The 22,882-nt window shown below is 60.2% G+C and carries 14 protein-coding genes and 1 pseudogene; 7 read left to right on the forward strand and 8 right to left on the reverse strand.

Annotation, left to right across the window (positions count from 1 at the left end; genetic code table 11):
• Positions 1 to 24: 24 nt before the first annotated feature.
• Positions 25 to 1,761, reverse strand: coding sequence for an IlvD/Edd family dehydratase (locus ACYZT3_RS13720; protein ID WP_282380194.1), 1,737 nt, complete (start codon positions 1,759 to 1,761; stop codon positions 25 to 27).
• Between the two features lie 193 nt (positions 1,762 to 1,954).
• Here ACYZT3_RS13720 and ACYZT3_RS13725 point away from each other — a divergent pair, with 193 nt between their 5' ends.
• The 6 genes from ACYZT3_RS13725 to ACYZT3_RS13750 all read left to right on the forward strand — a co-directional run bounded on the left by ACYZT3_RS13725 (position 1,955) and on the right by ACYZT3_RS13750 (position 7,892).
• Positions 1,955 to 3,277, forward strand: coding sequence for an MFS transporter (locus tag ACYZT3_RS13725; protein ID WP_282380192.1), 1,323 nt, complete (start codon positions 1,955 to 1,957; stop codon positions 3,275 to 3,277).
• Positions 3,278 to 3,342: 65 nt separating this feature from the next.
• Positions 3,343 to 4,335: an AraD1 family protein gene (gene araD1 / locus ACYZT3_RS13730; protein WP_462032283.1), complete on the forward strand. Its 993-nt coding sequence runs from the start codon at positions 3,343 to 3,345 to the stop codon at positions 4,333 to 4,335.
• A gap of 10 nt (positions 4,336 to 4,345) precedes the next feature.
• Positions 4,346 to 5,926: an aldehyde dehydrogenase (NADP(+)) gene (locus ACYZT3_RS13735; protein WP_462032284.1), complete on the forward strand. Its 1,581-nt coding sequence runs from the start codon at positions 4,346 to 4,348 to the stop codon at positions 5,924 to 5,926.
• Between the two features lie 172 nt (positions 5,927 to 6,098).
• Positions 6,099 to 6,395, forward strand: coding sequence for a DUF5629 family protein (locus tag ACYZT3_RS13740; RefSeq protein WP_282380186.1), 297 nt, complete (start codon positions 6,099 to 6,101; stop codon positions 6,393 to 6,395).
• Positions 6,388 to 7,557 carry a lactonase family protein gene (locus ACYZT3_RS13745; protein WP_462032285.1) on the forward strand — a complete coding sequence of 390 codons (1,170 nt, stop codon included), beginning with the start codon at positions 6,388 to 6,390 and terminating at the stop codon, positions 7,555 to 7,557. Before ACYZT3_RS13740 ends, ACYZT3_RS13745 begins: the two co-directional genes overlap by 8 nt.
• Before the next feature lie 155 nt (positions 7,558 to 7,712).
• Complete coding sequence (locus ACYZT3_RS13750) at positions 7,713 to 7,892, forward strand: hypothetical protein (protein ID WP_033054657.1); 180 nt, start codon at positions 7,713 to 7,715, stop codon at positions 7,890 to 7,892.
• A 166-nt stretch (positions 7,893 to 8,058) separates the two neighbouring features.
• On the opposite strand, the gene ACYZT3_RS13755 is transcribed toward ACYZT3_RS13750, so the two are convergent.
• Genes ACYZT3_RS13755 through ACYZT3_RS13765 form a run of 3 tightly spaced genes read right to left on the reverse strand, consistent with a single transcriptional unit; the run spans position 8,059 to position 13,534 of the window.
• The gene (locus tag ACYZT3_RS13755) at positions 8,059 to 8,655 is read right to left on the reverse strand and encodes a glutathione S-transferase (RefSeq protein ID WP_462032286.1); all 597 of its coding nucleotides are present in this window, start codon (positions 8,653 to 8,655) and stop codon (positions 8,059 to 8,061) included.
• Entirely contained in the window at positions 8,652 to 12,293 is a 3,642-nt protein-coding gene (locus ACYZT3_RS13760; protein ID WP_462032287.1) for an AAA family ATPase, read from the reverse strand. Before ACYZT3_RS13760 ends, ACYZT3_RS13755 begins: the two co-directional genes overlap by 4 nt.
• Positions 12,290 to 13,534, reverse strand: coding sequence for an exonuclease SbcCD subunit D C-terminal domain-containing protein (locus ACYZT3_RS13765; protein WP_462032288.1), 1,245 nt, complete (start codon positions 13,532 to 13,534; stop codon positions 12,290 to 12,292). Before ACYZT3_RS13765 ends, ACYZT3_RS13760 begins: the two co-directional genes overlap by 4 nt.
• Before the next feature lie 212 nt (positions 13,535 to 13,746).
• Here ACYZT3_RS13765 and ACYZT3_RS13770 point away from each other — a divergent pair, with 212 nt between their 5' ends.
• Positions 13,747 to 15,351 carry an ABC-F family ATP-binding cassette domain-containing protein gene (locus ACYZT3_RS13770; protein WP_462032289.1) on the forward strand — a complete coding sequence of 535 codons (1,605 nt, stop codon included), beginning with the start codon at positions 13,747 to 13,749 and terminating at the stop codon, positions 15,349 to 15,351.
• Between the two features lie 169 nt (positions 15,352 to 15,520).
• Here the strand turns inward: ACYZT3_RS13770 and ACYZT3_RS13775 are convergent, their stop codons facing one another.
• The 4 genes and pseudogenes from ACYZT3_RS13775 to tssI form a co-directional block, all read right to left on the reverse strand.
• Positions 15,521 to 16,171, reverse strand: coding sequence for a hypothetical protein (locus ACYZT3_RS13775; RefSeq protein ID WP_462032290.1), 651 nt, complete (start codon positions 16,169 to 16,171; stop codon positions 15,521 to 15,523).
• A 463-nt stretch (positions 16,172 to 16,634) separates the two neighbouring features.
• On the reverse strand, positions 16,635 to 20,267 hold the full coding sequence (locus ACYZT3_RS13780; protein WP_462032291.1) for a toxin VasX: 3,633 nt from the start codon (positions 20,265 to 20,267) through the stop codon (positions 16,635 to 16,637).
• Complete coding sequence (locus ACYZT3_RS13785; RefSeq protein ID WP_462032292.1) at positions 20,264 to 21,130, reverse strand: DUF4123 domain-containing protein; 867 nt, start codon at positions 21,128 to 21,130, stop codon at positions 20,264 to 20,266. Before ACYZT3_RS13785 ends, ACYZT3_RS13780 begins: the two co-directional genes overlap by 4 nt.
• Positions 21,127 to 22,826: pseudogene (gene tssI / locus ACYZT3_RS13790) on the reverse strand (type VI secretion system tip protein TssI/VgrG). Before tssI ends, ACYZT3_RS13785 begins: the two are co-directional and overlap by 4 nt.
• Positions 22,827 to 22,882: the final 56 nt, after the last annotated feature.

The raw sequence follows: 22,882 nt of genomic DNA on the forward strand, positions 1-22,882 counted from the left end.
CGGTCCCACAGGGGATTTGTGGTGTTAGTGGGAGTGACGCGGTACTTCGGAGCCGCGGCAGCCGACCAGAAAGTCGAAATCGCAACCCTGATCCGCCTGCAACACATGGTCGATGTACAGCTGACGATAACCGCCCACGATCAGTTGCAGCGGTGGCTGCAGATCGGCCATGCGCGCTGCCAGTTCCGCATCCGGAATGTCCAGGTGTAGACGACCATTGGCGCAGTCGAGTTCGATCCAGTCACCTTCCTTCACCGTCGCCAAAGGTCCGCCAGCGGCCGCTTCAGGGGCCACGTGCAAAACCACGGTGCCGTACGCCGTGCCGCTCATGCGTGCGTCGGAAATGCGCACCATGTCCGTCACGCCTTGGGCCAGCAGCTTGGCCGGCAAGCCCATGTTGCCGACTTCGGCCATGCCCGGATAACCCTTCGGCCCACAGTTCTTCATGACCAAAATCGAATTGGCATCTACCTCCAGCTCCGGATCGTTGATCCGTGCCTTGTACATGTCGAAGTTCTCGAACACTACCGCACGCCCGCGATGTTGCATCAGTTCGGCACTGGCGGCGGAGGGCTTGAGCACCGCACCCAGTGGCGCCAGGTTGCCGCGCAATACACAGATGCCGCCGTCAGCGCGGATCGGGTTGTCGAGGGTGCGGATCACTTCGTCCTGACCGTAGATCGGTGCGTCCTTGGTGTTCTCTCCGAGGGTCTTGCCGTTGACGGTCAGCGCATTCGGATTCGGAATCAGGTTGGCTTCCCCCAGACGTCGCAGCACCGCTGGCAGGCCGCCGGCATAGTAGAACTCTTCCATCAGGAAACGCCCGGACGGTTGCAGGTCGACAAGGGTCGGCATGCCGCGACCGATGCGGGTCCAGTCATCGAGGTCCAATTCCACGCCGATGCGCCCGGCAATGGCTTTTAAATGGATCACGGCGTTGGTCGAACCACCGATGGCGGCGTTCACGCGAATGGCGTTTTCGAAGGCCTCTTTGGTAAGGATTTTCGACAGCTTCAAGTCTTCTCGAACCATCTCCACCGCACGCATGCCGGACATATGCGCCAACACATAACGACGCGCATCCACCGCTGGAATCGCCGCGTTGTGCGGCAGGGAAGTGCCGAGGGCTTCGGCCATGCACGCCATGGTCGAGGCGGTGCCCATGGTGTTGCAGGTGCCGGCCGAGCGGGACATGCCCCCCTCGGCCGCGAGGAAATCGTCGAGGGTGATAGTGCCGGCTTTCACCTGTTCGCTGAGCTGCCAAACCACGGTGCCCGAGCCAATGTCCTGCCCTTTGTGCTTGCCGTTGAGCATCGGCCCGCCGGTGACGACGATCGTCGGCACGTCGCAACTGGCCGCGCCCATCAACAACGCCGGAGTGGTTTTGTCGCAACCGGTCAGCAGCACGACACCGTCAATCGGGTTACCGCGAATCGCTTCTTCGACGTCCATGCTCGCCAGGTTACGGGTGAGCATGGCGGTCGGGCGCAGGTTTGATTCACCGTTGGAGAACACTGGGAACTCCACCGGGAAGCCCCCAGCCTCGATCACCCCACGTTTGACGTGTTCCGCAATCTGGCGGAAATGCGCGTTGCACGGGGTCAGCTCCGACCAGGTGTTGCAGATGCCGATGATCGGCTTACCGTGGAACTGGTGGTCGGCGATGCCCTGATTCTTCATCCAGCTGCGGTACATGAAGCCGTTCTTGTCGGCAGTGCCAAACCATTGGGCGGAGCGCAGGGTGGGTTTCTTATCAGGCATGATCGGTTCTCTTATTGTATGACTATATTGTTCGGGATGAGGGGTAACATAAGCTCTAATTCGACCGTTTGGAAGTGTTGTTGCATAAATAGTAATACTATATAGTCCGTTGCAACGGAGGGATGACCCTGGCGGTTTTCCACGAGAGGCGTCCCCCGAGGTTCTATAACAACAACAATCGGAGACCGATCTCATGAGCCAGGAACTGCGGCTTATTCGTCGCATCACGCTGAAACTGATTCCCTTCCTGATCCTGCTGTACCTGATCGCCTATGTGGATCGCTCCGCCGTAGGCTTCGCCAAGTTGCACATGGGCGCTGACCTCGGTATCGGTGACGCGGCTTACGGGCTGGGTGCCGGGCTGTTTTTCATTGGCTATTTCCTGCTGGAAATCCCCAGTAACCTGATGCTCGATCGCTTCGGCGCGCGACGCTGGTTCGCGCGGATCATGGTCACTTGGGGCGCCATCACCATCGGCATGGCCTTCGTCCAGGGGCCGCACAGTTTCTATGTGATGCGCTTTCTGCTCGGTGCGGCGGAAGCCGGGTTCTTTCCGGGCGTTCTCTACTACATCACCCAATGGTTCCCGGTGCGCCATCGCGGCAAGATCCTTGGACTGTTCATCCTTTCCCAACCCATCGCCATGCTCATCACCGGCCCGGTGTCCGGCGGTCTGCTTGGCATGGACGGCATTCTTGGCCTGCATGGCTGGCAGTGGCTGTTCATCGTCATCGGTACCCCGGCAATCCTGTTGACCTGGCCGGTGCTGCGTTGGCTGCCGGACGGCCCGAAACAGGTGAAGTGGATGGACCAGGCCGAAAAGGACTGGCTGACCGGCGAACTGAAAAAGGATCTCGAGGCATACGGCCAGACTCGCCACGGCAATCCGTTGCACGCCCTCAAGGACAAACGGGTGTTGTTGCTGGCGCTGTTCTATCTGCCGGTGACCCTGAGCATTTACGGCCTGGGCTTGTGGCTGCCGACCCTGATCAAGCAGTTCGGTGGCACGGATCTGATGACTGGCTTCGTGTCGTCGGTGCCGTACATCTTCGGGATCATCGGGTTGCTGATCATTCCGCGCAGTTCCGACCGCTTGAATGATCGGTACGGCCACTTGGCGGTGCTTTACGTATTGGGTGCCATCGGCCTGTTCTTCAGCGCCTGGCTGACGGTGCCGATGCTGCAACTGGCGGCGTTGTGCCTGGTGGCCTTCGCTCTGTTTTCCTGCACCGCGGTGTTCTGGACCCTGCCGGGCCGCTTCTTTGCCGGGGCCAGTGCGGCGGCCGGAATCGCGTTGATCAACTCGGTGGGCAACCTCGGCGGCTACATCGGTCCGTTCGTGATCGGCGCGCTCAAGGAATACACCGGCAACCTGGCTTCGGGTCTGTACTTCTTGTCCTGCGTGATGGTGTTCGGGCTGGTGTTGACCGGTGTGGTCTATCGCCTGCTGGAACGCAAGCACGTACTACCGGCCGACCAGTTCGCTGCCAGCGCCCGTGGCGCTACCCGCACCTGACACACATTTTGTGATGCCCACCATCCCTGTGGGATCGGTGGTGTTTTGAATAACAGGAGAAAATCATGCGTTTAGTTCAGTTCGAATTGAGTAACGGCGAGCGCCGGGTTGGCGTGGTCGAAGACGGTCTGGTGCGCGAAGTGCAGGACGCGCGCACGGTTCGCGACCTGGCGTTGGCGGCGATCGAGGCGGGCGTCAATCTTGAGCAACAGGTGAACACCCTGGGCCTGGGCATCAGCCATGACTATGCAGAACTGTTGGCCAAGCTGCGCATCCTGCCGCCGCTGGATCACCCGGATCCGGCGCACATGCTAGTCAGCGGCACGGGCCTGACTCACTTGGGCAGCGCCTCGGCCCGGGACAAGATGCATCAGCAAGTTGGCGACGAAGCCGCGATGACCGACACCATGCGCATCTTCAAATGGGGCGTGGAGGGCGGTAAACCGGCAGCGGGGCAGGCCGGCGTGCAACCGGAATGGTTCTACAAAGGTGACGGCAGCATCGTCGTTCGACCGGGCCAACCGTTCCCGTTGCCTCCGTTCGCCGAAGACGCTGGTGAAGAACCAGAACTCAGCGGCCTCTACGTCATCGGCCACGACGGCAAGCCGTATCGCCTCGGTTTCGCGGTGGGTAACGAGTTCTCCGATCATGTAATGGAACGCAAGAATTACCTGTACCTGGCGCACTCCAAATTGCGCAGTTGCAGTTATGGCCCGGAACTTCGAGTCGGCGAATTGCCTCAACATCTGGCAGGCACCAGCCGCATCCTGCGTGACGGCGAGGTGCTGTGGCAGAACGAGTTTCTCAGTGGCGAGGCCAACATGTGCCACAGCCTGGAAAACCTCGAGTACCACCATTTCAAGTACAGCCAGTTCCTGCGTCCGGGCGATGTGCACATTCACTTTTTCGGCACCGCGACCCTGTCCTTTGCCGACGGCATTCGCACCCAGCCGGGTGACGTGTTCGAGATCAGTCAGACCGAGTTCGGTGCACCGTTGATCAACGGTATTGCACCGGTTGAAGCGGCGTTCGAGCCCGGCACCGTCGGCACCCTTTGAGGAGATACCCATGCCCCAGATTCTTGGTCACAACTACATCGGCGGTCAGCGCAGTGCGGCCGGCCAGCTCAAACTACAGAGCGTCGACGCCAGCACCGGCGAAGCGTTGCCGTACTATTTCTCCCAGGCGACCCCGGAAGAAGTCGATGCCGCTGCCAAGGCTGCCGCCGCGGCTTATCCGACGTATCGCAGCTTGAGCGCCGAACGTCGTGCGCAATTTCTCGATGCGGTTGCCAATGAACTGGACGCGCTGGGCGATGACTTTGTTGCGGTGGTCTGCCGCGAAACCGCGCTGCCCGCCGCACGGATTCAAGGCGAGCGCGGTCGCACCAGCGGCCAGATGCGTCTGTTCGCCAACGTGCTGCGTCGCGGTGATTTCTACGGTGCACGGATTGATCAGGCGTTGCCTGAGCGCAAACCGTTGCCGCGTCCGGACTTGCGTCAGTATCGCATCGGCCTCGGGCCGGTTGCCGTGTTTGGCGCCAGTAACTTTCCTTTAGCGTTCTCCACGGCTGGCGGCGACACCGCGTCGGCGTTGGCCGCCGGTTGCCCGGTGGTGTTCAAGGCCCACAGCGGTCACATGGCAACTGCCGAGCGGGTAGCGGACGCGATCATCCGCGCCGCAGAGAAAACCGGCATGCCGGCCGGCGTGTTCAACATGATCTACGGCGGTGGAGTTGGCGAAGCGCTGGTCAAGCATCCGGCGATTCAGGCGGTTGGCTTTACCGGCTCGCTGAAGGGCGGACGTGCGTTGTGCGACATGGCCGCTGCATGTGCGCAGCCAATCCCGGTGTTCGCCGAGATGTCGAGCATCAACCCGGTGATCGTTTTGCCGCAGGCGCTTGAGATTCGGTCAGAAACTGTCGCTCGGGACCTGACGGCCTCGGTGGTTCAAGGCTGCGGTCAGTTCTGTACCAATCCGGGTCTGGTCATCGGTATTCGTTCGCCGCAGTTCAGCGCGTTTGTGCAACAGGTGGCTGGACTGATGGGCGATCAACCCGCGCAAACCATGCTCAATGCCGGGACCTTGAGCAGCTATGGCAAAGGTCTGCAAAAACTACTCGCTCATCCGGGCATCAAGCATCTGGCCGGTCAGGCACAGCAGGGCAATCAGGCCCAGCCGCAACTGTTCAAAGCCGATGTCAGCCTGTTGATCAATGGCGATGAAGTGCTGCAGGAAGAAGTGTTCGGCCCGACCACGGTGTTCGTAGAAGTTGCCGATACGGCACAACTCAGTGCCGCGTTGAACGGCCTGCACGGGCAGCTGACGGCGACGATCATTGGCGAGCCGGCGGACTTCGAGCAATTCGGCGAGCTGACGCCATTGCTGGAACAGAAGGTCGGACGGATCCTGCTCAACGGCTACCCAACCGGCGTCGAAGTCGGCGACTCGATGGTCCATGGCGGTCCCTATCCCGCAACTTCCGATGCTCGGGGCACGTCGGTGGGCACCTTGGCCATCGACCGTTTCCTGCGCCCGGTGTGCTTCCAGAACTACCCCGACAGTCTGCTGCCGGATGCGTTGAAGAATGGCAATCCGTTGCGAATCCAGCGCTTGGTGGACGGCCAACCCTTGCGCGACGCGCTGTGATCCGCTGACTGATCGTTCCCACGCTCTGCGTGGGAATGCAGCCCGGGACGCTCCGCGTCCCTTCAAAGCCGAACGCAGAGCGTCCGAAGCGGCATTCCCACGCAGAGCGTGGGAACGATCATTGCGGTGTGATGAGCTATCATTGCGTTTTTCCCATTCAAAGATTACTGCCATGACTGCCGCTACCGACACCTTGCTCTACACACTCGAACACTGTGACATGGTGGAAATCGACGGGCTGCACGCCTTCGAATTCTCCCTTGATGAGTTCGACAACCTGCACATCGAATGCATGGACGGCCGGGCAGCCAAGCACTGGGAGTTTACCCCGGCGCAGATTCAGGCAGCGACCTTCGATCCAACCCTGCAAAGCTGGGTCATCACCGGTGATTCCGGCGAACACCGGCTGGTGTGCATGACCGCGTTCCGCGGTGGTGACGACGAGGAAGAAGCGAAAGAGGATGCGTAAGCTCTGGCCGCTGTTGATCGCCGGCAGCGTCGGTGCGATGGGCGTTCAGGCCGCGTCGGCCGAGGTCTATCAGTTGCTGGTCGGTTCCTACACGGCGGGTCAGAGCCAAGGGATTTATCGCCTGAACTTCGACGCCGCCACCGGGCAGATCAATGCCAAGCCGCTGCAAGTGGTCAAGAGTGAAAACCCGTCCTGGCTGACCCTGTCCAAGGATCAGCGTCACCTTTTCGTGGTCAACGAAAACGGCCCGGGACAGACCGATCCGGTAGGGCGCGTCAGCAGCTATGCGATCGATCCCAAAACCCATGCGCTGAGCCCGATCAATCAGGTGCAGAGCCTGGGCAACGAGCCGACTCATTCGAGCCTCAGCCTTGAAGCCAGTCACCTGTTTGTCAGCAACTATTCGGTGGCTGAAGATCCGGGTGGCACCCTGGCGGTGTTGCCGGTGGGCGCCGAAGGCCAGCTCAATTCGGTGGTGCAGATGAGCAGCCATCCGTCCAGCCGGGTTAATCCCGAGCGGCAGATGTCGGCGCACGTGCATTCGACGGTTTCGTCGCCGGACGGCAAGTATGTGTTCTCCAATGACTTGGGCGCCGACAAGGTCTTTGTCTACCGCTTCGACCCCAAGGCCAACCCGGAACTGCCATTGACCGCCGCTACACCGGCGTCCGTCCAGTTGCCACCCGGCAGCGGGCCGCGTCATTTGCTGTTCAGCGCCGATGGCAAACACGCGTGGTTGATCATGGAAATGAGCGCGCAGGTCGCGGTGTTCGACTACAAGGACGGCAAACTCGAGCAAACGCAAATGGTCGAATTGGCGACGGGTCAACCCACTTCGGACAAGGCAGCCGCTGCGCTTCACGCGTCGCACGATGGCAAGTTCCTTTACGTCAGCAACCGTGGCACCGCCAATCAGCTGCTGGTGTTCGCCATCGATCCTGCGACCGGCCACCTCAAAGAACTTCAGCGACGGGCCGTGGAGGGCGATCACCCGCGTGAGTTCTGCCTCGACCCGAGTGGCAAGTTCGTGTTGATCGCCAACCAGAAAAGTAACCAGATTGTTGTCGTCGAGCGCGATGCCAAGAGCGGTTTGCTGGGTAAAACCGTGCAAAAACTGCCGATGGATGCCCCGAGCGACCTCAAGTTCCTGGTGCGTCAATAGGCCGCAGGCCCCGGTTGATGGGGCCTGCATCCTTCTATTAATGACGCTGATATCTGCTAATGCTACAAAAGATTTCAAGGCGCCAACCTTGACGGTTAAGTTTGCTTCACGGCCCCACCGGGCAAACAAGCCAACTGAATCCGAGGAATACCGCCATGAACTTCAATCTCTTCTCCGTAATCGCTGCTTCCGCTATCTCTGCCACTGTTGCTCTGCCAGCCAGCGCCAACATTGAAATCAGCGACAAAAAATCCCACGCGCAAAGCTACACCCAGAAGTACCTGCAACAGAGCGCCAACTTTTACGCGGCTCTGGATCACAAGACCCAAGCCTGAAATTTGAACCCTGCACCTTTTATGCAGGAGCGAAGTCACTTGCGCCGATCGAGCTGAAAGCTTCGAGAAACCCTGAGTGATGTCGCTCCTGCATAACGCGTTGCCCGTTCCAGACGAGCCCGATGCGGCCCGCGAGCGGTTGATGAGTTGTGTTGGCGTGAGTCGGTTATTTCTGCATCACGCCAGTAAATAACTCCGACGCCAGAAACCGCTGCAACCAGGCCTGCAAACGCCGATAGGGCGTCTGCCCGAACCACTCGCGATCTACATGGGCGAATTGCCGCACGAACGGCATCAGCGCCACATCCGCCAGACTCGGATGCTCGGCAAGCAAGTAGTCGCGTCCCTCAAGCAATTCCTCGAGCCTGCGCAAAAACACCTCGCCCTCGGCGCGATAAAATGTCATCGGATGCTCGAGATAGCGTTCGGCGTACTTGTAGTGATTCAGGTGCACCTTGAACACCTGATCGTTTTCTTCGATCAGCCCGGCGATGTGTTGCTGCCCGACAGGATCATCCTTGAGCAACCAATCCTTTGGATCGTTCTGCGCCAAAGCCCAGTGCATGATCGCCAGGCTTTCATCGATCACCTGACCGTCGACGCTCAGCACCGGCACCGTGCCTTTGCTCGACAGCGCGAGCATTTCGGCAGGCTTGGCCTTGAGGCTGACCTCAACAATGTTCACCGTAACCCCTGAATAGCGCAGCGCCATGCGCGCCCGCATCGCGTAGGGGCAGCGGCGGAAGGAATACAGCGTATTCATTTCACCTCCAGGGTACTCAGGCCGTTGCCCTGACGGCGGACCTGAATCTGCACCGGAATCCGTTCATGCATGTCCTGGACATGGGAAATCACCGCGACCTTGCGGCCCTGCGCTTGCAAGCCATCCAAGGCGTCCATGGCCAGTTGCAGAGATTCCGGATCAAGGCTGCCAAAGCCTTCGTCGATGAACAGCGATTCAATTTTCAGTGTGCTCGACGCCATTGATGCCAGGCCCAAGGCCAGGGCCAGCGACACGAGGAATGTCTCACCGCCGGACAGCGAATGCACCGAACGCAGTTCATCACCCATCTCGGTGTCCATCACCAACAACCCGAGCATGCTGCCGCCGCGTTTCAGGCGATAGCGCCGCACCAGTTGCCGCAACTGAACGTTGGCGTGATGCACCAGCAGGTCGAGGTTGTAGGCTTGCGCGATCTTGCGGAAAGTGTCGCCCGTGGCCGAACCAATCAATGCATTCAAACGTGCCCAGCGCTGGTACTCGGTGTAGGCGTCGGCGATCCGCTGCGCGAGAGCCTGATTGGCGTTTTGCCGGCGCTGATCCTCGGCCTGTTCGGCGCGCAGTTCGGCGCAACGGTGTTCGATGGCAGCGGACAGGGTTTGCAGGTCGGTGAGCGCGGTCGCCAGTTGTTCGGCGTCGAGGTTGCCATTGTGCTGGGCCTGATGGCTGAGCAAGCGTTGATCCCGCTCCTGCAGCAGCACGTTGGCCTGCTCAATGGCTTTTTCGCTGTGCTGCAACTGCTGGCGCAGCTCGCTGACCTGTTGATCATTGACGCTCAGCAGATCTTCCAAGCCACCGTCATCCAGTTCCGGATGCAAGGCGCGCCAGTCGGCAATCTTGCCGCTCAGCTCGCGATCTTCGGTTTCCAGTGCCTGCGAGCGGTCTTGCTGAGCCTTGAGCTCGGCGCCCAGTTGCACCCGCCGCGTGCGCACGGTTTGCAGTTCCTGATTGGCCGTTGTTTCGGCATTACGCGCCTGTTCAACGGCTTGATCCAGTTGTTGCTGCCACTGCTCGGCGCTGGTGTGTTTGCCGAGCAATTGCGTCATCTTTTGCTGGCAGGCCTGTTGCTGGTCGGCGAGGGCGGTGAACTGCTGTCGGGCCGTTTCCAAGTGCTGGACACGCGTGAGTTGGCGGTCCTGTTCTTTCTCCAGCGTCTGTTGCCGTTGTTGCTGTTCGCTGAGTTCATCGCGTTGCTGATCGAGTTGTTCCAGACGCTGGGCGATCTGCCGATCCAGTTGCATGAAGGTCGCGGCCGGTTCGTTGCGCAAGGCTTGCAGCGTATCGGCAGGGAGCAGGGTGCTGAACGCCGTCAACTCCTCGTCCAGGCGCTGGCGATCACTGCTCAACTCACGTTGCTGGTTGACCAAGTGCTGGGACGCTTGCTGGCTCGCCGCTTCAGCGCTACGCAGTTGCTGTTGAAGGCGCGCGGCGTCCTGTTGCAGGGTGAGCAGGGCGGTTTGCCGTTGTTCGTCCTGGGTAATGCTTTGATTCAACTGGTTGCTTTGCTGCGCCAGCCAGGCATCGCGTTTGAGCGCATCGTGGGTTAGCAACTGCGCAGACAACGGATGTGCTTCAAGGCTCGGCGCCAGGCTCTGCTGCTGGGTCGCGAGTTGTTCTTGCTGTTGCAGCAACTCTTTTTGCTGAGCAATCACGCCGCCCACTTCAGTGCGCAGGTCAGTAAGTTTTTCTTTCAACAGGTCGACGGCTTTCTGGGCGTTGGCCTGTTCGCTTTCATCATGCCGACCAAGGCTTTGCAGCAGGGCTTCGGGCTGATGATAGGGATGGTCGGGACTGCCACAGACCGGGCACGGCTGATCGTCCTGTAACTGCTCGCGCAGTTCTTCGACGCTGGCGCTGCGGGCCAGACGCTGGCGTTCCAGCAATTCACGGGTGACGGTCAGCGTCTGTTCGGCCACGGCCAATGCGTTCTTGGCTTTCACACCGTCCTGGGTCAGACGCTCACGTTCTTGCTGAGCGGTCAGCTGGCGCTGCTGGAGTTCGGACGCGCGTTTGTCCAGTTCCTGCTGACTGGCCCACAGTCGCGTCAGCTCTTCAAAGGCCCGCTGTTGCTTGCGGTTGTCTTGCAACAGGCTACCGAGAATCTGGATCTGCTCGGCCACCGCTTCCGGTTCTGCGCCGGCCTCTTTGTACAGCACTTCAAGGCTCTGGCGCTGGGTGGACAGATCCTCGGCAGCGCGAGCGGCGCTGTGTTCCAGGGCGGCCAGTTCGGCCTGACCCTTGTTCAGACGATTACCCACCAGCATCAGCTGTTGCAGACGATCGCGGTAGGCGTTCCAGGCATTGCTCAACGGCGCCAGAGGGGTGCTTTGCTCAAGCGCCGTGGCGATTTGTTCCAGGCGTGACGCGACCTGCTTTTGCTGGTCGAGCACGCCTTGAATCGTGCTTTGGCCCTGAGTGCAGGCTAGTTCCGCCTGCTGCTTGAGGTCGGCACTGAGGCCGACGTCTTTGACCAGGCGGGCGACGGTGCTTTGCTCTTCGAAGGCCTGACGAAGCAGCGGAGCGCTTGAGGTGTGTTGGCTTTGGGCCTCGACCAGCGCGGTCTGCGCAGCGCCCAGGCTTAGTTCGAGCTGAGCCTGGCGCTGGCTCAGTTCGGTTTGCTGTTGGGTGTGTTGCGCAATCTGCGCGGTCAGTGGTTTGAGCTGGGCGGTGAGTTCGGTCTTGCGGGCGAACTGGTGCCGTTGCGGGGCCAGTTGCTCAAGCCGGGTCAGCTTCAGGCGTTCACCCGCCAGACCGTCCCAATGCTGTTGGGCCGATTGCAGCTGCTCGGTGGCGCTCTGTTGCTCGTCCTGTAATTGACGCAGGTCCTTGAGCCAGGTGTGTTGCAGTTCTAATTGCTTGAGTTGCGCTTGCTGGGTCTTGAGTTGTTGCTGAGCCTCGTTGAAGCGTTCATCGAGTTCCGCCCGGGCTTCTGGCAACAAAGGCGTGACCCCGGTGGCCTGGTCCTGCAGCAGCTTGTGGGCTTCGCGAGCCTCTTTGGTTTTGTCGAAAGCCCGGCGACCGAGGCGCGTATACAGCGCAGTGTCGGTGAGTTTTTCCAGCAGTTCGCTGCGTTCGTTGTCGTTAGCCTTGAGGAAGGCACTGAACTCGCTTTGGGCCAGCAGCACGGCTCGGGTGAACTGTTCGAAGTTCAGGCCCAGTACGGCTTCGAGCTGGGTTTTGAATTCGACTTTCTGACTGGCTAGCAGTTGATCCAGATCGATGTCGCGCAAACTCTGACGGCTGGCTTGCAGCTTGCCGCCGGCCTTCTCCCGGGCGCGATTAGCTTCCCAGCGAGCGCGGTAGCGCCGGCCATCGATGCCAACGAAATCTACTTCGGCATAGCCTTCGCCCGTGCCGCGACGCAGCAGCGTGCGGGGATCGCCCGTGCTGATCTCGCCGTCGGCGTCCGGCGCTTTGGCAGACACCTGAGCAGAGCTCAGCCGAGGCACAGCGCCGAACAGCGCCAGGCACAAGGCGTCGAGCAAGGTGCTTTTGCCGGCGCCGGTTGGCCCGGTGATCGCGAACAGCCCAGCGCTGGCCAGCGGTTCCGCGGTAAAGTCGATTTCAAAAGGCCCGGCCAATGAGGCGAGGTTTTTCAGGCGGATCGCGAGGATCTTCATGCTTGTTCGCTCTCCATCTGCACGTCTTGCAACAGCTCGGCGAAGTCCTTGAGCGTTTGCTCATCGACCTCGCTGCCGTAGTTGTCCAGCCAGGCGCGGCTGAACAGTTCCTGAGGTGTGAGCTGGTCGAGTTCGATCAAGGTCGTGCCGTCATCGAGTCCCTCGCGGCTGCCGTTGCCGGCGTATTCAGCGGCGATCCGCACCAGGCGCACGGCTTTGCCTTGCAGGGCGGTTTCGACTTGATGACGCAAGTCGGGTTGCGGCTCATCGAGACGCACCCGAACTTCCAGCCACGGCTGGCGCTGGATATCGGCCAGCAGGTCGATGTTCGGCAGGTCGGCCAGTTGCAGCAGGATTTCCGCCAGTGGCGCGGGACCGATGCGTTGCAGATTCACTGCCCGGGGGATCAGTTTGGGTTCGACGCTGACGAGGGTTTCGCCCTCGAGTTTGATGTCGAGAATCTGGTGCTGATAGCCGATCTCTGAGAACGACAACGGAATCGGTGAGCCGCTGTAGCGGATGCGCTCTTCACCGTTGACCTTCTGCGGCTTGTGCAAATGACCGAGGGCGACGTAACTGATGCTCGGCCCGAACAGGCTGGCGGGCAGCGCTTCGGCGTTGCCGATGATCAGGCTGCGCTCGGAATCTTCCGACACCGAGCCGCCGGCCATGTGCGCGTGGCTGATGGCGATCAGCGCCTGGCCAGGCTGGCGTTTGGCGTTGGCCGCTTCGATCAGCCACTCGTGAACCTGACCGATACCGCGCAGGTAGTTGTCACCCAAATGCGCACCGGTCACTTCTGCCGGTCGCAGGAACGGCAGCGCCAGGCACCAGGCGACGGTTTTGCCCTTGGCATCCGGTAATGGCAGCAACAAGCGCTCGGCGTCGAGTTGACCGTCATCCAGCCACAGCACACGGCCCAGCGCATGCGTGCGCAAACGCCGCATCAACGGCGCGGGCAGTTCGATCCGCGAGCCGGAATCGTGGTTGCCGGCGATCATCACAATGGTCAGCTTCGGCTGTTGTTCATGGGCATTGACGATGAAATCGTAGAGACGTTCCTGGGCTTTGACCGGCGGGTTGACCGTGTCGAAGATATCGCCGGCGATCAGCAGCACATCAGGCTGGTCGAGCTTCAGCTGGCGCAACAGCCATTCAAGGAAACAGCCGTGTTCGAAATCGCGTTCCTGGCCGTGCAGGTTTTGTCCAAGGTGCCAGTCGGAGGTGTGAAACAGACGCAAGGCGAACTCCGTAGGAAATAAGGTGATGGCCGCGAGGAAAAAGACAGCGGCGAAAGGGGAGAGAGTTTACTGGCAAAAGACCGGGGATGCTGAAAGCCTTGAAAGATTGCTTATCGATTGGACGGGGCCTCAGTATGGTAGACCGCGGCCGAGGTGACGAGGCGGACGCTGTTGCGCAACACCAGGGAGTTTTGAATAGTTAAGGAGACGTCATGACTCAACGGTTACTTCAACTTGATCAAGTGTCGTACAACCTGCCCGACGGGCGCGTTCTGTTCGATCACTTGAACCACACCTTCAGTACCAGGGCCACCGGCATCGTGGGCGCCAATGGCTGTGGCAAGTCCTTGCTTGGCCGACTCCTGACGGGGGAGCAACTGCCCACCAGCGGCATCGTCCGTCGCGAAGGCCGGGTTTACGCCGTGGCGCAGTTACTGGAACCCGAGCGCTATCCCAGCGTTGCCGCGATTGCCGGGGTCGCCCCTATTCTGGCGGCGCTGGATCGCATTGCCCAAGGCAGCGTCGACGATGACGACCATGCGCTGGCGGTCGATCAATGGGATTGCGCCACACGCCTTGAGGCGCAACTGCAGCAGATCGGCCTGGGTCATTTGAACGCCGACGCGCGCACCGACGCACTCAGTGGTGGCGAACGGCAACGGGTGGCGCTGCTGGGGGCGTGGTTATCCAGGGCCGACTGGCTCATTCTGGATGAGCCCAGTAATCACCTGGATATTGATCAGCAACACAGTCTTGCGCAGCAGATCGATCGCTGGCCCAACGGCCTGGTGTTGATCAGCCACGACCGGGGCCTTCTGGAGCACGTGAACGAAATTGTCGAGCTTTCACCCTTGGGGCTGGGGGTTTATGGCGGCAACTACAGTCAGTATGCGGCGGCACGCGAGCAAGAACAGCAGTCGTTCCAGTCGGCATTGCAAGGTGAGCGGGCGCAGGCCAAGCGCGAGCAACGTGAGATGGCCGTGCAGATGGAGCGTCAGCAACGGCGGAATGCGCGCGGCGACCGTCAGGCCCGCGACGGCAATCAGACCAAACTGATCACCAATGCCCAGAAAGAGCGCAGTGAAAACAGTCAGGGAAAATTGCGCCTCAATCAACAGGTGGGCCGGGAGCAGCAACAACAACGTATCGCCGAGGCCCGTGCGCGGTGTGCGCCGGACATTCAACGCATGATGTTGTCTCCGGAAAGCGTAGTGCCCAATGGCAAGCTGATTGTGCAGCTCAACGACGTCATTCTCCCGTTCGGTTACGCGGCGCCGCTCAATCTGACGCTGACGGGGCCTATGCGCATGGCAATCCTGGGCGCCAACGGCAGCGGCAAGTCGACCCTGTTGCGAGTGATCGCCGGCCAACTGCCGGTGCGCGAAGGCGAACTCATCCGCAGTTGCCAGGTCGGCTGGCTGGATCAACACGCCGGATTACAGTACCCCGAACGCACGGCGGTGCAATGGCTCTACGAGAGTAATCCGGAGTTGCCCGAGGCCGAGGCGCGGACCCGCCTGGCCCAGATGGGGATTGACGCGGATCGTGCGATGCTCAAGACCTGCCAATTGAGCGGTGGCGAACGCCTGAAAATAGCACTGGCGGCGCAGTTATATGCACAGCGACCACCGCAATTGCTGTTGCTGGACGAACCGGACAACCATTTGGACTTGCCCAGTAAAATTGCGCTGGAGCAGATGCTCAATCAGTACCAAGGGGCATTGATCGTCGTCTCTCACGACAGCGCTTTTTTACAGGCCATTCATCTGGACGCCGAGTTTCATCTCAACAGCGAGCTGTTGGTGTCCGAAACCTGATGATGACCGGCTAGGTGTTGCCCCGCGCACAGGCGCTGTATGCCTGCAATCGTGACCTTGGCCGGCATCATTTTGGATAGAGCGGCGGCAACCCGGGGGTTGATGCGAATGACACGATTGCGAGAAACCCATGCACCGTTGGTGTTCAAGGTCTGCATGTATGCACCCATCATGCGCGACGTTTGCCGGTCGGATTCAATTGCTGTACTTCAGCAAAAATCTCGGTAATCGGTCGGCGAGGTTGGCGTTTGTGCAGCTGTCGGACCTGTTCGCTAAGACGCAGCAGTTCTTCACTCGGTTTCGCCCATTGTTCCTTCGGCAACGGCTCGGACCATTGGCGCATCACTTCGGGTAAGGCGTGCGGGGCCATTTTCTGGAGGCGGCGGACTTCCCATTCGGTCAGGTGGTTGGGAATCGTCCATAGGCTCATCACGTGGTACAGGTACCAGAAGAAACCGGACACTCGACCACGTTGGCCGTCGCGGATTTGCTGATGCATACGCGCACGGGCGTTGTGGAAGGTGTGCAAGCCTTCGTGGGGCGGGTCGTCGGGGCCTTGCAGGTCTAGCGGGTCCTGGATGGATTTGAGGTCGTGGATTTCGTATTCCATGTAGCCGCGGATGGCTTCCCAGTGGCTGATGGCCAGGGAAAGACCGAAGCAGGGAAATTCGACGCTGGTCAGGGTCTCGCCGTGCTGGCAACCGATGCCCATGCCGTATTGGCGGTGGATGCCGTATTGGGTGGCGCCCTGGGCTTCGATTACCCAGGCTGAGAGGGATTCCCAAGGGACGAAGACGGGATCGGTGGCGTCTTCAGGCATGAAGCAGACTTCGCGGCGTTGGCGGTTGAAGCGGGTGGGGATGATTTGGAGACGTTTTTTATGGTTGTGGTGCCAGACGGCGAGGCCGATTAATAAGCTAGAAACCCCTCCTAATATGGCGTATTCGGATATGGCAAAAAAAAAGTCAACGACAAACTCCCATGTGTATGCAAGGTCATATCCGAACATGAGACCGAGGCAGCCAATCATTGGCGGGAAAATGAATGCAATCATAAAGGCACCGCTGAATGGCCCACCCAATGTTATCTGCCACATAAACACTTGAGGCGAACCCACCCCGAAGTCCATGTACACATCATTTAGTTCCCCGATATGCGGGCCATGCGGCGGCAGCGGTGTCGGCAATGGCAACGGCGCGAGATAGGTGATCCTTCCGCTGGGAAACGGCTCGACATCGCCGGCTTTGCGGGATTGCTCAAGGTGCGGTGCAGGCAGGGAGCTATCAATCTTGGTGGGCATGGTCGGCCAGCTCCAGCAGATGGGTTTCAACCAGCAACAACGGTGGATGCTCGGTAACGGATTGACGAGGTAACGCAGGGAAATGACCCTTACCGCGCGGGTTGAGGTGAATAACGTCAGTCAGCGATTCCCACACCCCCTTGGCGTTCAAGGTCTGAATACAGACGGCCAGCTCCAGTGTTTCGGAAGCCGGGGTAAATTCGCTGTCAGGATCCACGGGATATTGCAGGCACAGCACCAGCCGATCGGGTCCTGTTTGTACGATGCGCAGGCTGGCTGTGATTTCATCGCTGATAACGTCCTTGCGCTCTCTCGGCGTGCCACGGCTGTGGAGAGGAATGGCAATGCGGTGGGCGCCGATCCCCAGGCGATGAGCCGGTTGTCCACTCAACGGTGGCTGGAAATCGCTGAGCTTGAGCCTTGGCAGCACCAAGTGAATGTCGCTGGGTTTGGCTTTTAGCAGCAAGTTTTTCAGCCACGAATCATGCTCGTTCGGACCCAGTTGCGTATACGGGGCGTTCAGCAAATAGGCCAGATAACGCTGATATTCATCCAGGGCATGGTCGCCGCGATGATCGGTGTCCAAGCTCCAGGGTGTGGTTTTCAGCCATCTATCATGGGCACTGATGTTGTAACGGTTGTACAGCCAGGTTCCGCCCAACTCCAAAATGGTGAACAGGGCACCGGCCAGATTGAACCGGAAGAACACGGTGGACAAACGGGTACCAGCCGCGGCCCAAGCAGCCGTTCTTGCTGCAGCGTTTCTGGCAATCGCTACGGTATACCCCGCGTGCAAGGTGTGACCCAAGCCATAGGCATTAGCAACCGTCATGCCGCCTGCACCCAGGGTGGCAAACGCCGCACTAGTTTGTGCCGAGCGATCTCCGGTACGCGTCGCCTGCTGCCATTTCTGCTGTTGGGAATTGAGGCTGGACAGTGATGATGCAAAACCAAAAAGGTAAGTAAAGAAACCCAGTCCAACATGCATCTTCCCCATCTGCACATGCACATTCTGCAAGGCGTGGTGTTGAAGTCCGGCAACTAGCTGTGTACTACGCGCCTTCAAGGCCGTATCAGCCAGGCTCTGTGCAGCCGTGAATCCAGCTGCACCCGTAGAAAGGGCCGAGTTGATCAACGGCGCCAACTTACGGTGATCCCGTGACTGGCTAAACGTTTCCCTAGCTACCCCTACCAAATTCACCCCCTGCACCAAAAACACCAACAACCCCATCCCCTCGCTCCGAATCAACTTCCCATTCGGCACGCCTTGAACCCCCAACCGAATGTCCTTCAACACACTCCGCACCTCCAACTGCTGCGCCGGCGGAAACACCAGCGTCACCCCCGCCCGAGCCGGCGTCGCGCCGTACAGGCGCGCCGACTGATCCGGCAGCTCGGCAATCGGGCTCAGCGCCCCCGCCAGCCGACCTTCGAGTTGCGTCAACTGCCCGCGCACCCGCACGATCTCGCCCTGCAACTCCACCGCCCGTGGCGTCTTGTGCCCCTGGCGGTTTTTGTTGTGGGTGAGCTGGTTACGTTCACGGGTCAGGGTTTTCAGGTAGTCGCGCTCCCTGAGCAGTTCCTTGAGGTTGGTTTGCAACGCCGCGTGTTCTGCCGGGCTGGCGACAGTAAAGGTCACGCCGGTGGTTTTCGCCGCATCGAGTAGCCGCCCCGACAAGGCCTTGGGCAGGCGCCGGAACAGTTCGTCGAGGTCGGGGATCTTCTCCCTCGTCAGATCGAACCCTTCCAGCGCCCGGCTCAGGCCCAGGTTCAGCGCCGGGCTGAGACTGTGCTGGGCCGCGTCCGCGACGGCGCGGGTGTGCTCGGGCAGTTCGTCGAGGGCCGGCAGGTGCGCTTGTTCGATTTTCTGCAGCTCGCCCAGCCAGTGCGGCAGGTTGTTGAACACCCCCATGCCGGCGTTGAACAACGTGGCGTATTGCGCGGCCCGTTCCGGCTGAAGACGCAGGGGCAAGGTGTAGAACAGTGGCCGGGTCAGTTCCGGATGTTTTTCCAGATAGCCCAGCATTTTTTCGCTGGCGTGGTCACTGCGGCAGATGTCCTTGAGACAGGCGTATTCGGCGGTGAACGCTTGGTGGAGTTGCTGTTGATCCTGCGCGTCGTAATACCAGGCCGAGTGATGGAAGCGACCGGCACCCACCAACATGGTGCGGTCAGCGGTAATGCGCTCCAGCAATCGGTTCCAGCGGCCAAGGTCGTCGCGATGCTGAAACAGTGCGCTGTCCATGGCCGGCCGGTCGATGAAATCGTTGACCCCGCGTTTGCCACTGAAGCTGGAACCTTCGAGCACATCGATGATGCGTTTGTTTTGCTCTTGGCCAAGTTTTATCAAGGTATCGAGGTGACGTTCGACGAAATCGTTGGGGGCGACCTTGAAATGTTGGCGAGCGTAGTAACGGCGGTCTGCCTCGTCACTGGCGCGGCTATGGGCGGTGAAGTCAGGTGTGGCGCCCTGGTACTTGGCGAATTTGAACGCTTCGGCATGGGCTTCTTTGCGCAATTGCTCCAACTCCGCAGGCACGGGAGCGTCGAGCGCCTCGGTCTTGCCGCCCTTGTTCAGGTAATCCAGCAAGGCTTTGCGGGTGTGCTCCCGATCCGGTTCGGGCAACTGTTCCAGATCGTCAAAAAGCGCTTGGACTCGCGGATCGTCGCTGGCGTCGACCAGATTGCCGATATCCCCGGGACTGAGCCGGCTCAAGGATTCGATGTAACAGGCCAGCAAGTAATCGCGCTCGTTGTGGTCGGTATTGCTCCAGTCGTCGACCCAGCCGACCACGGTGTCCTGATAGTCAGCCAGATCGCGCAGCACGCCGAGGTCGTCGTGCACCACAAGGAACAGGGTGTCGTCCTGATAAGCCGGGCGCACCCGCCCGAGAAACTCGCCGATGTGCGCCTCGCGAAAGCGCCGCGGCTGCTCCCACAAATAGAGTTCACGTTCGTGCGCGGGGGCATCGCGGACGTGCACCGTCGGCAATAGAACGGCGTCCGGTGGCGACTCGGCTTCCAAGTCGGCGCCGTCTTTTGCGACTTGTGCCTGCTGGGTCGGAACGGTCGCAATCTCCGCCAGCCACTGTTTGCCTTGCGCGACCGTCAGCAGATGCTCGCCACCGGTTTGGCAATGCACCGGGCCGAGATCGACGGCCTGCATGAAGTGTTCGCGTTCGTTGGAGCTGTCGAGCACTTGCGTGCATTTGGCCGCCGTCCATTGCACTTCGGCGAAGGTCACATGCAAGGTGCTGCGTCTTGAAAACACCAGTGCAGGACGCTCTTCGATGGGCGTGCGCTGATCACTATCGACCTTGGCGCCCTTGTGCAGCAAGGCGCTGACCAGTCCGTTGAGGACCTGATACTCGTGCAGGTGGCCAGTCACGCTGTCGATGACGTACAACCAGCCATCGCGCAGCAAACGGATGCCCAGCGGGCGGGTCGTCAGGGCATACGGCAGCTTCAGTTCGGCACTCGGGTCGAGGGGCTTTTCCACCAGCCCATAACGCAAGGGCAACAACTGCACATGGGTTTGCCGCAAAGGGCAGGCACCCAGAGAGCCGATGGGAGATTTGGATGCCGCCGCTGCGGCGAGGTTGGCGGGTGAAGTCATGGGTGGCCTCGTTGGCTGGCCCACTGGTGGGCGAGGTCAGCGGCCAGCGCAACGCGCTCGCCGGGGGATTGCAGCGACGGCGTATGCAGCAATCGGTTGATGTGCGGGTGCTGATCGAGTGATGAGCCATCCAGCGAGGCCATGACGTTGGCGTAATAAAACAATTCGGACTGGCTGCTCAAACCCAGCGTGCTCGCCTCAGCCTCCAGTTGCTCGAGCATTGGCCAGCGTTCGGTCACGGTTTCGCTGCCATGGCGTTCGGGGAAGTGCGTGAGCAGATGAGCGTCAAGTTCGAGCAGTACGCGGCGCCGATCAGCATGGTCCAGCGCCGAATTCTGTTCAGCGCTCAGGCGGTAGGGCGTTAGCAATTCAGGGCACTCGGCCAGCCGGGGTTGGTGCTGTTGCCAATTAACCTCGACACCGTCGGCGGTTACCACACAGGACAGAGGCCCAAACAATCGCTGATCGCCGCTACCGAACAGGATTCGCGCCACGGCGGCGTCTGCCAGGCGCAGCAAGACCGGCAATCCCTCTGGCAACTCAACCGTCAGCAGTTTGCGCAAGTGCTGAGCGACGGCGTGCGCCGAGTCCGGGCTGAACAACAGCACGCTCGATTCCTCGTGTGCGTGCTCCAGATAAAACTGAACGAGTGGCTCGTCAGGTTGTTGAACGGCCACCAACAGCGGTGAGATATCCCGCAGCGCAGTGAACGGCGCACAGTCATATAGCGCGACGGTGGTGGCGCCGGGACTCAGTTGTTTCAAGCGCTCCGGCAAATCACTCAAGGTCGCACCGTCCAGCAACAGGAAAGCCTGTTGCTCGCTCCAGGGCAGGTCTTCAGGCAATGAGGTCAAAAGCTTCATGCTTGAGCGGCCTCGCATATCAGGCAGCGAGAAGCGCGGGTTGAAATCAACGCATGGCGTTGCTGGATCGCATCGAACGTCACTTTCAGCAGGGGCAAGGCTCCCGGCATCAGAGGCTCGGCGGGTAGACCCACGGTCGGGGCGCCGCCCACTAGAATCGGCACACTGCTGAAAATGCCTTCCGGCCCCAGCGTCAGCCAGTGACCGCCAGCCTGGACTGCCAGGCGCGCTCCGCCATCGATGACGACTTGCTGCCCGGCGCTCAGGTGAATTTGCTGGGTGGCATTGAGCAGGTGATTGGTCGTTCGGACGTGGCGGTCGCCGTGAACCAACAGATGATCGTCCTGTTTTAGTTCCGTCAGGCGGTTGCCGTGGGTGAGGTGGTGTTCTTCGCTGCGCAGGTCGTGGCTGGCAATGCCGCCAACCACGACGGTGCGTTGGTTGTCGACCTGAATGCGTTCGTCGTTGAGCACGAGCTGGACGAAATCGCGCTGGGCACGCAGGGCTATTTCCTCTGAGCCTGCTCTGTCCTCGATGCGCAACTCGTTGTAACCGCCACCGCCGGGGCTGCTCTGGCTGCGCAAAATGCTTTGCGTATGCTGAGCGGGCAGATCCAGTGGCACGGGTGTCGCCGCATTCGGCAAACAGCCATGTACGAAGGGTTTGTCAGGATCGCCCTCGCTGAAGCCCACCAGCACTTCCATGCCGACTCGCGGGATCAGCACGCTGCCATAGCGGTCATTTGCCCAACCAGCGGCAACTCGTAGCCATTCCAGGCGCGACGCGGGTGTTCGGTCAGGTCGATGAAATGGCCGCTGCGCATGACGCTCTGATCGCTGCGCCCATGGGCTTGCCGGTAATCGGCGCGATGGCGCTCCAGCGTTCGCTTGGCCAGATGTTTACCGCGATCACGCTCAGTGAAAAGCCCTGGGAAGGCGTAGTCCTCCAGATGGGGCAGTTGCGGGCTCTTGCTCTCGCTATCCAGTTGCAGGCGCGGTTTTTCGAAGTCGTAATCCCGGCGGCTGACGTGGGTGGTGCGGGTTTCCAAGCTTATCTGGAAGCGATAAATTACAGAGGTTTCGGCGACCATGCCGCTGCCCTGGGCATACGCCGTCGGGAACTTGGGTTTCGGGAAAACCGTCTGATCATCGCCGAACACCAACACATGCCCTGAGGCACTGTGCTGAAAATGAAAGTGCAGACCTTCTTCCTCGCACAGCCGTTGAATGAAGTGCAGGTCTGACTCGGTGTATTGAACGCAGTAGAGTCGTGGCCGGTACTCTGCGTTGAGTTGGAAACGCCAGGTATCCGCTTGGATTCCGTGGTCGGCCAGTACTTTGACGATGATCTGCGGCACGCTCAGGTGCTGAAAAATACGTTGGTTGTGGCGATGCGCGAGATAGGCGAGGCGGGGTGCCAGGGTGATTTGATAGTGGGTCAGGCGTTTGCCCGAGTCACCTTGGGCGACTCGATAGACATGGCCATGAAGGCCGGAATTGTCAGGGCCGAACGTCAGAAATGCCGGGCGATGCAGCAGCGACTCGAGATCTAGATCGGGGCGCTCGCTGACCAGTTCGAGTTTGACTTCGTAGGGCTGGTTAAGCGCTTCCCTGGCACGGAATTCGAGGACGTGAAGGTCGTAGGAAAACCCTGCAATGTCGAGTGTGAAAACAACTTCGTTCGCCGTAGAGAACATCCGCGCATCCCTGTGTTTTTAAGGCACAGGACTTTGCGTGAATCAACGAGTTGGCG

This window comes from Pseudomonas sp. MDT1-16 (assembly GCF_054898115.1).

Bases quoted from the DNA above. Each gene is read 5' to 3' on its own strand.
- ACYZT3_RS13720 (WP_282380194.1), bottom strand. From the start codon at position 1,761: ATGCCTGATAAGAAACCCACCCTGCGCTCCGCCCAATGGTTTGGCACT.
- ACYZT3_RS13725 (WP_282380192.1), top strand. From the start codon at position 1,955: ATGAGCCAGGAACTGCGGCTTATTCGTCGCATCACGCTGAAACTGATT.
- araD1 (WP_462032283.1), top strand. From the start codon at position 3,343: ATGCGTTTAGTTCAGTTCGAATTGAGTAACGGCGAGCGCCGGGTTGGC.
- ACYZT3_RS13735 (WP_462032284.1), top strand. From the start codon at position 4,346: ATGCCCCAGATTCTTGGTCACAACTACATCGGCGGTCAGCGCAGTGCG.
- ACYZT3_RS13740 (WP_282380186.1), top strand. From the start codon at position 6,099: ATGACTGCCGCTACCGACACCTTGCTCTACACACTCGAACACTGTGAC.
- ACYZT3_RS13745 (WP_462032285.1), top strand. From the start codon at position 6,388: ATGCGTAAGCTCTGGCCGCTGTTGATCGCCGGCAGCGTCGGTGCGATG.
- ACYZT3_RS13750 (WP_033054657.1), top strand. From the start codon at position 7,713: ATGAACTTCAATCTCTTCTCCGTAATCGCTGCTTCCGCTATCTCTGCC.
- ACYZT3_RS13755 (WP_462032286.1), bottom strand. From the start codon at position 8,655: ATGAATACGCTGTATTCCTTCCGCCGCTGCCCCTACGCGATGCGGGCG.
- ACYZT3_RS13760 (WP_462032287.1), bottom strand. From the start codon at position 12,293: ATGAAGATCCTCGCGATCCGCCTGAAAAACCTCGCCTCATTGGCCGGG.
- ACYZT3_RS13770 (WP_462032289.1), top strand. From the start codon at position 13,747: ATGACTCAACGGTTACTTCAACTTGATCAAGTGTCGTACAACCTGCCC.
- ACYZT3_RS13775 (WP_462032290.1), bottom strand. From the start codon at position 16,171: ATGCCTGAAGACGCCACCGATCCCGTCTTCGTCCCTTGGGAATCCCTC.
- ACYZT3_RS13780 (WP_462032291.1), bottom strand. From the start codon at position 20,267: ATGACTTCACCCGCCAACCTCGCCGCAGCGGCGGCATCCAAATCTCCC.
- ACYZT3_RS13785 (WP_462032292.1), bottom strand. From the start codon at position 21,130: ATGAAGCTTTTGACCTCATTGCCTGAAGACCTGCCCTGGAGCGAGCAA.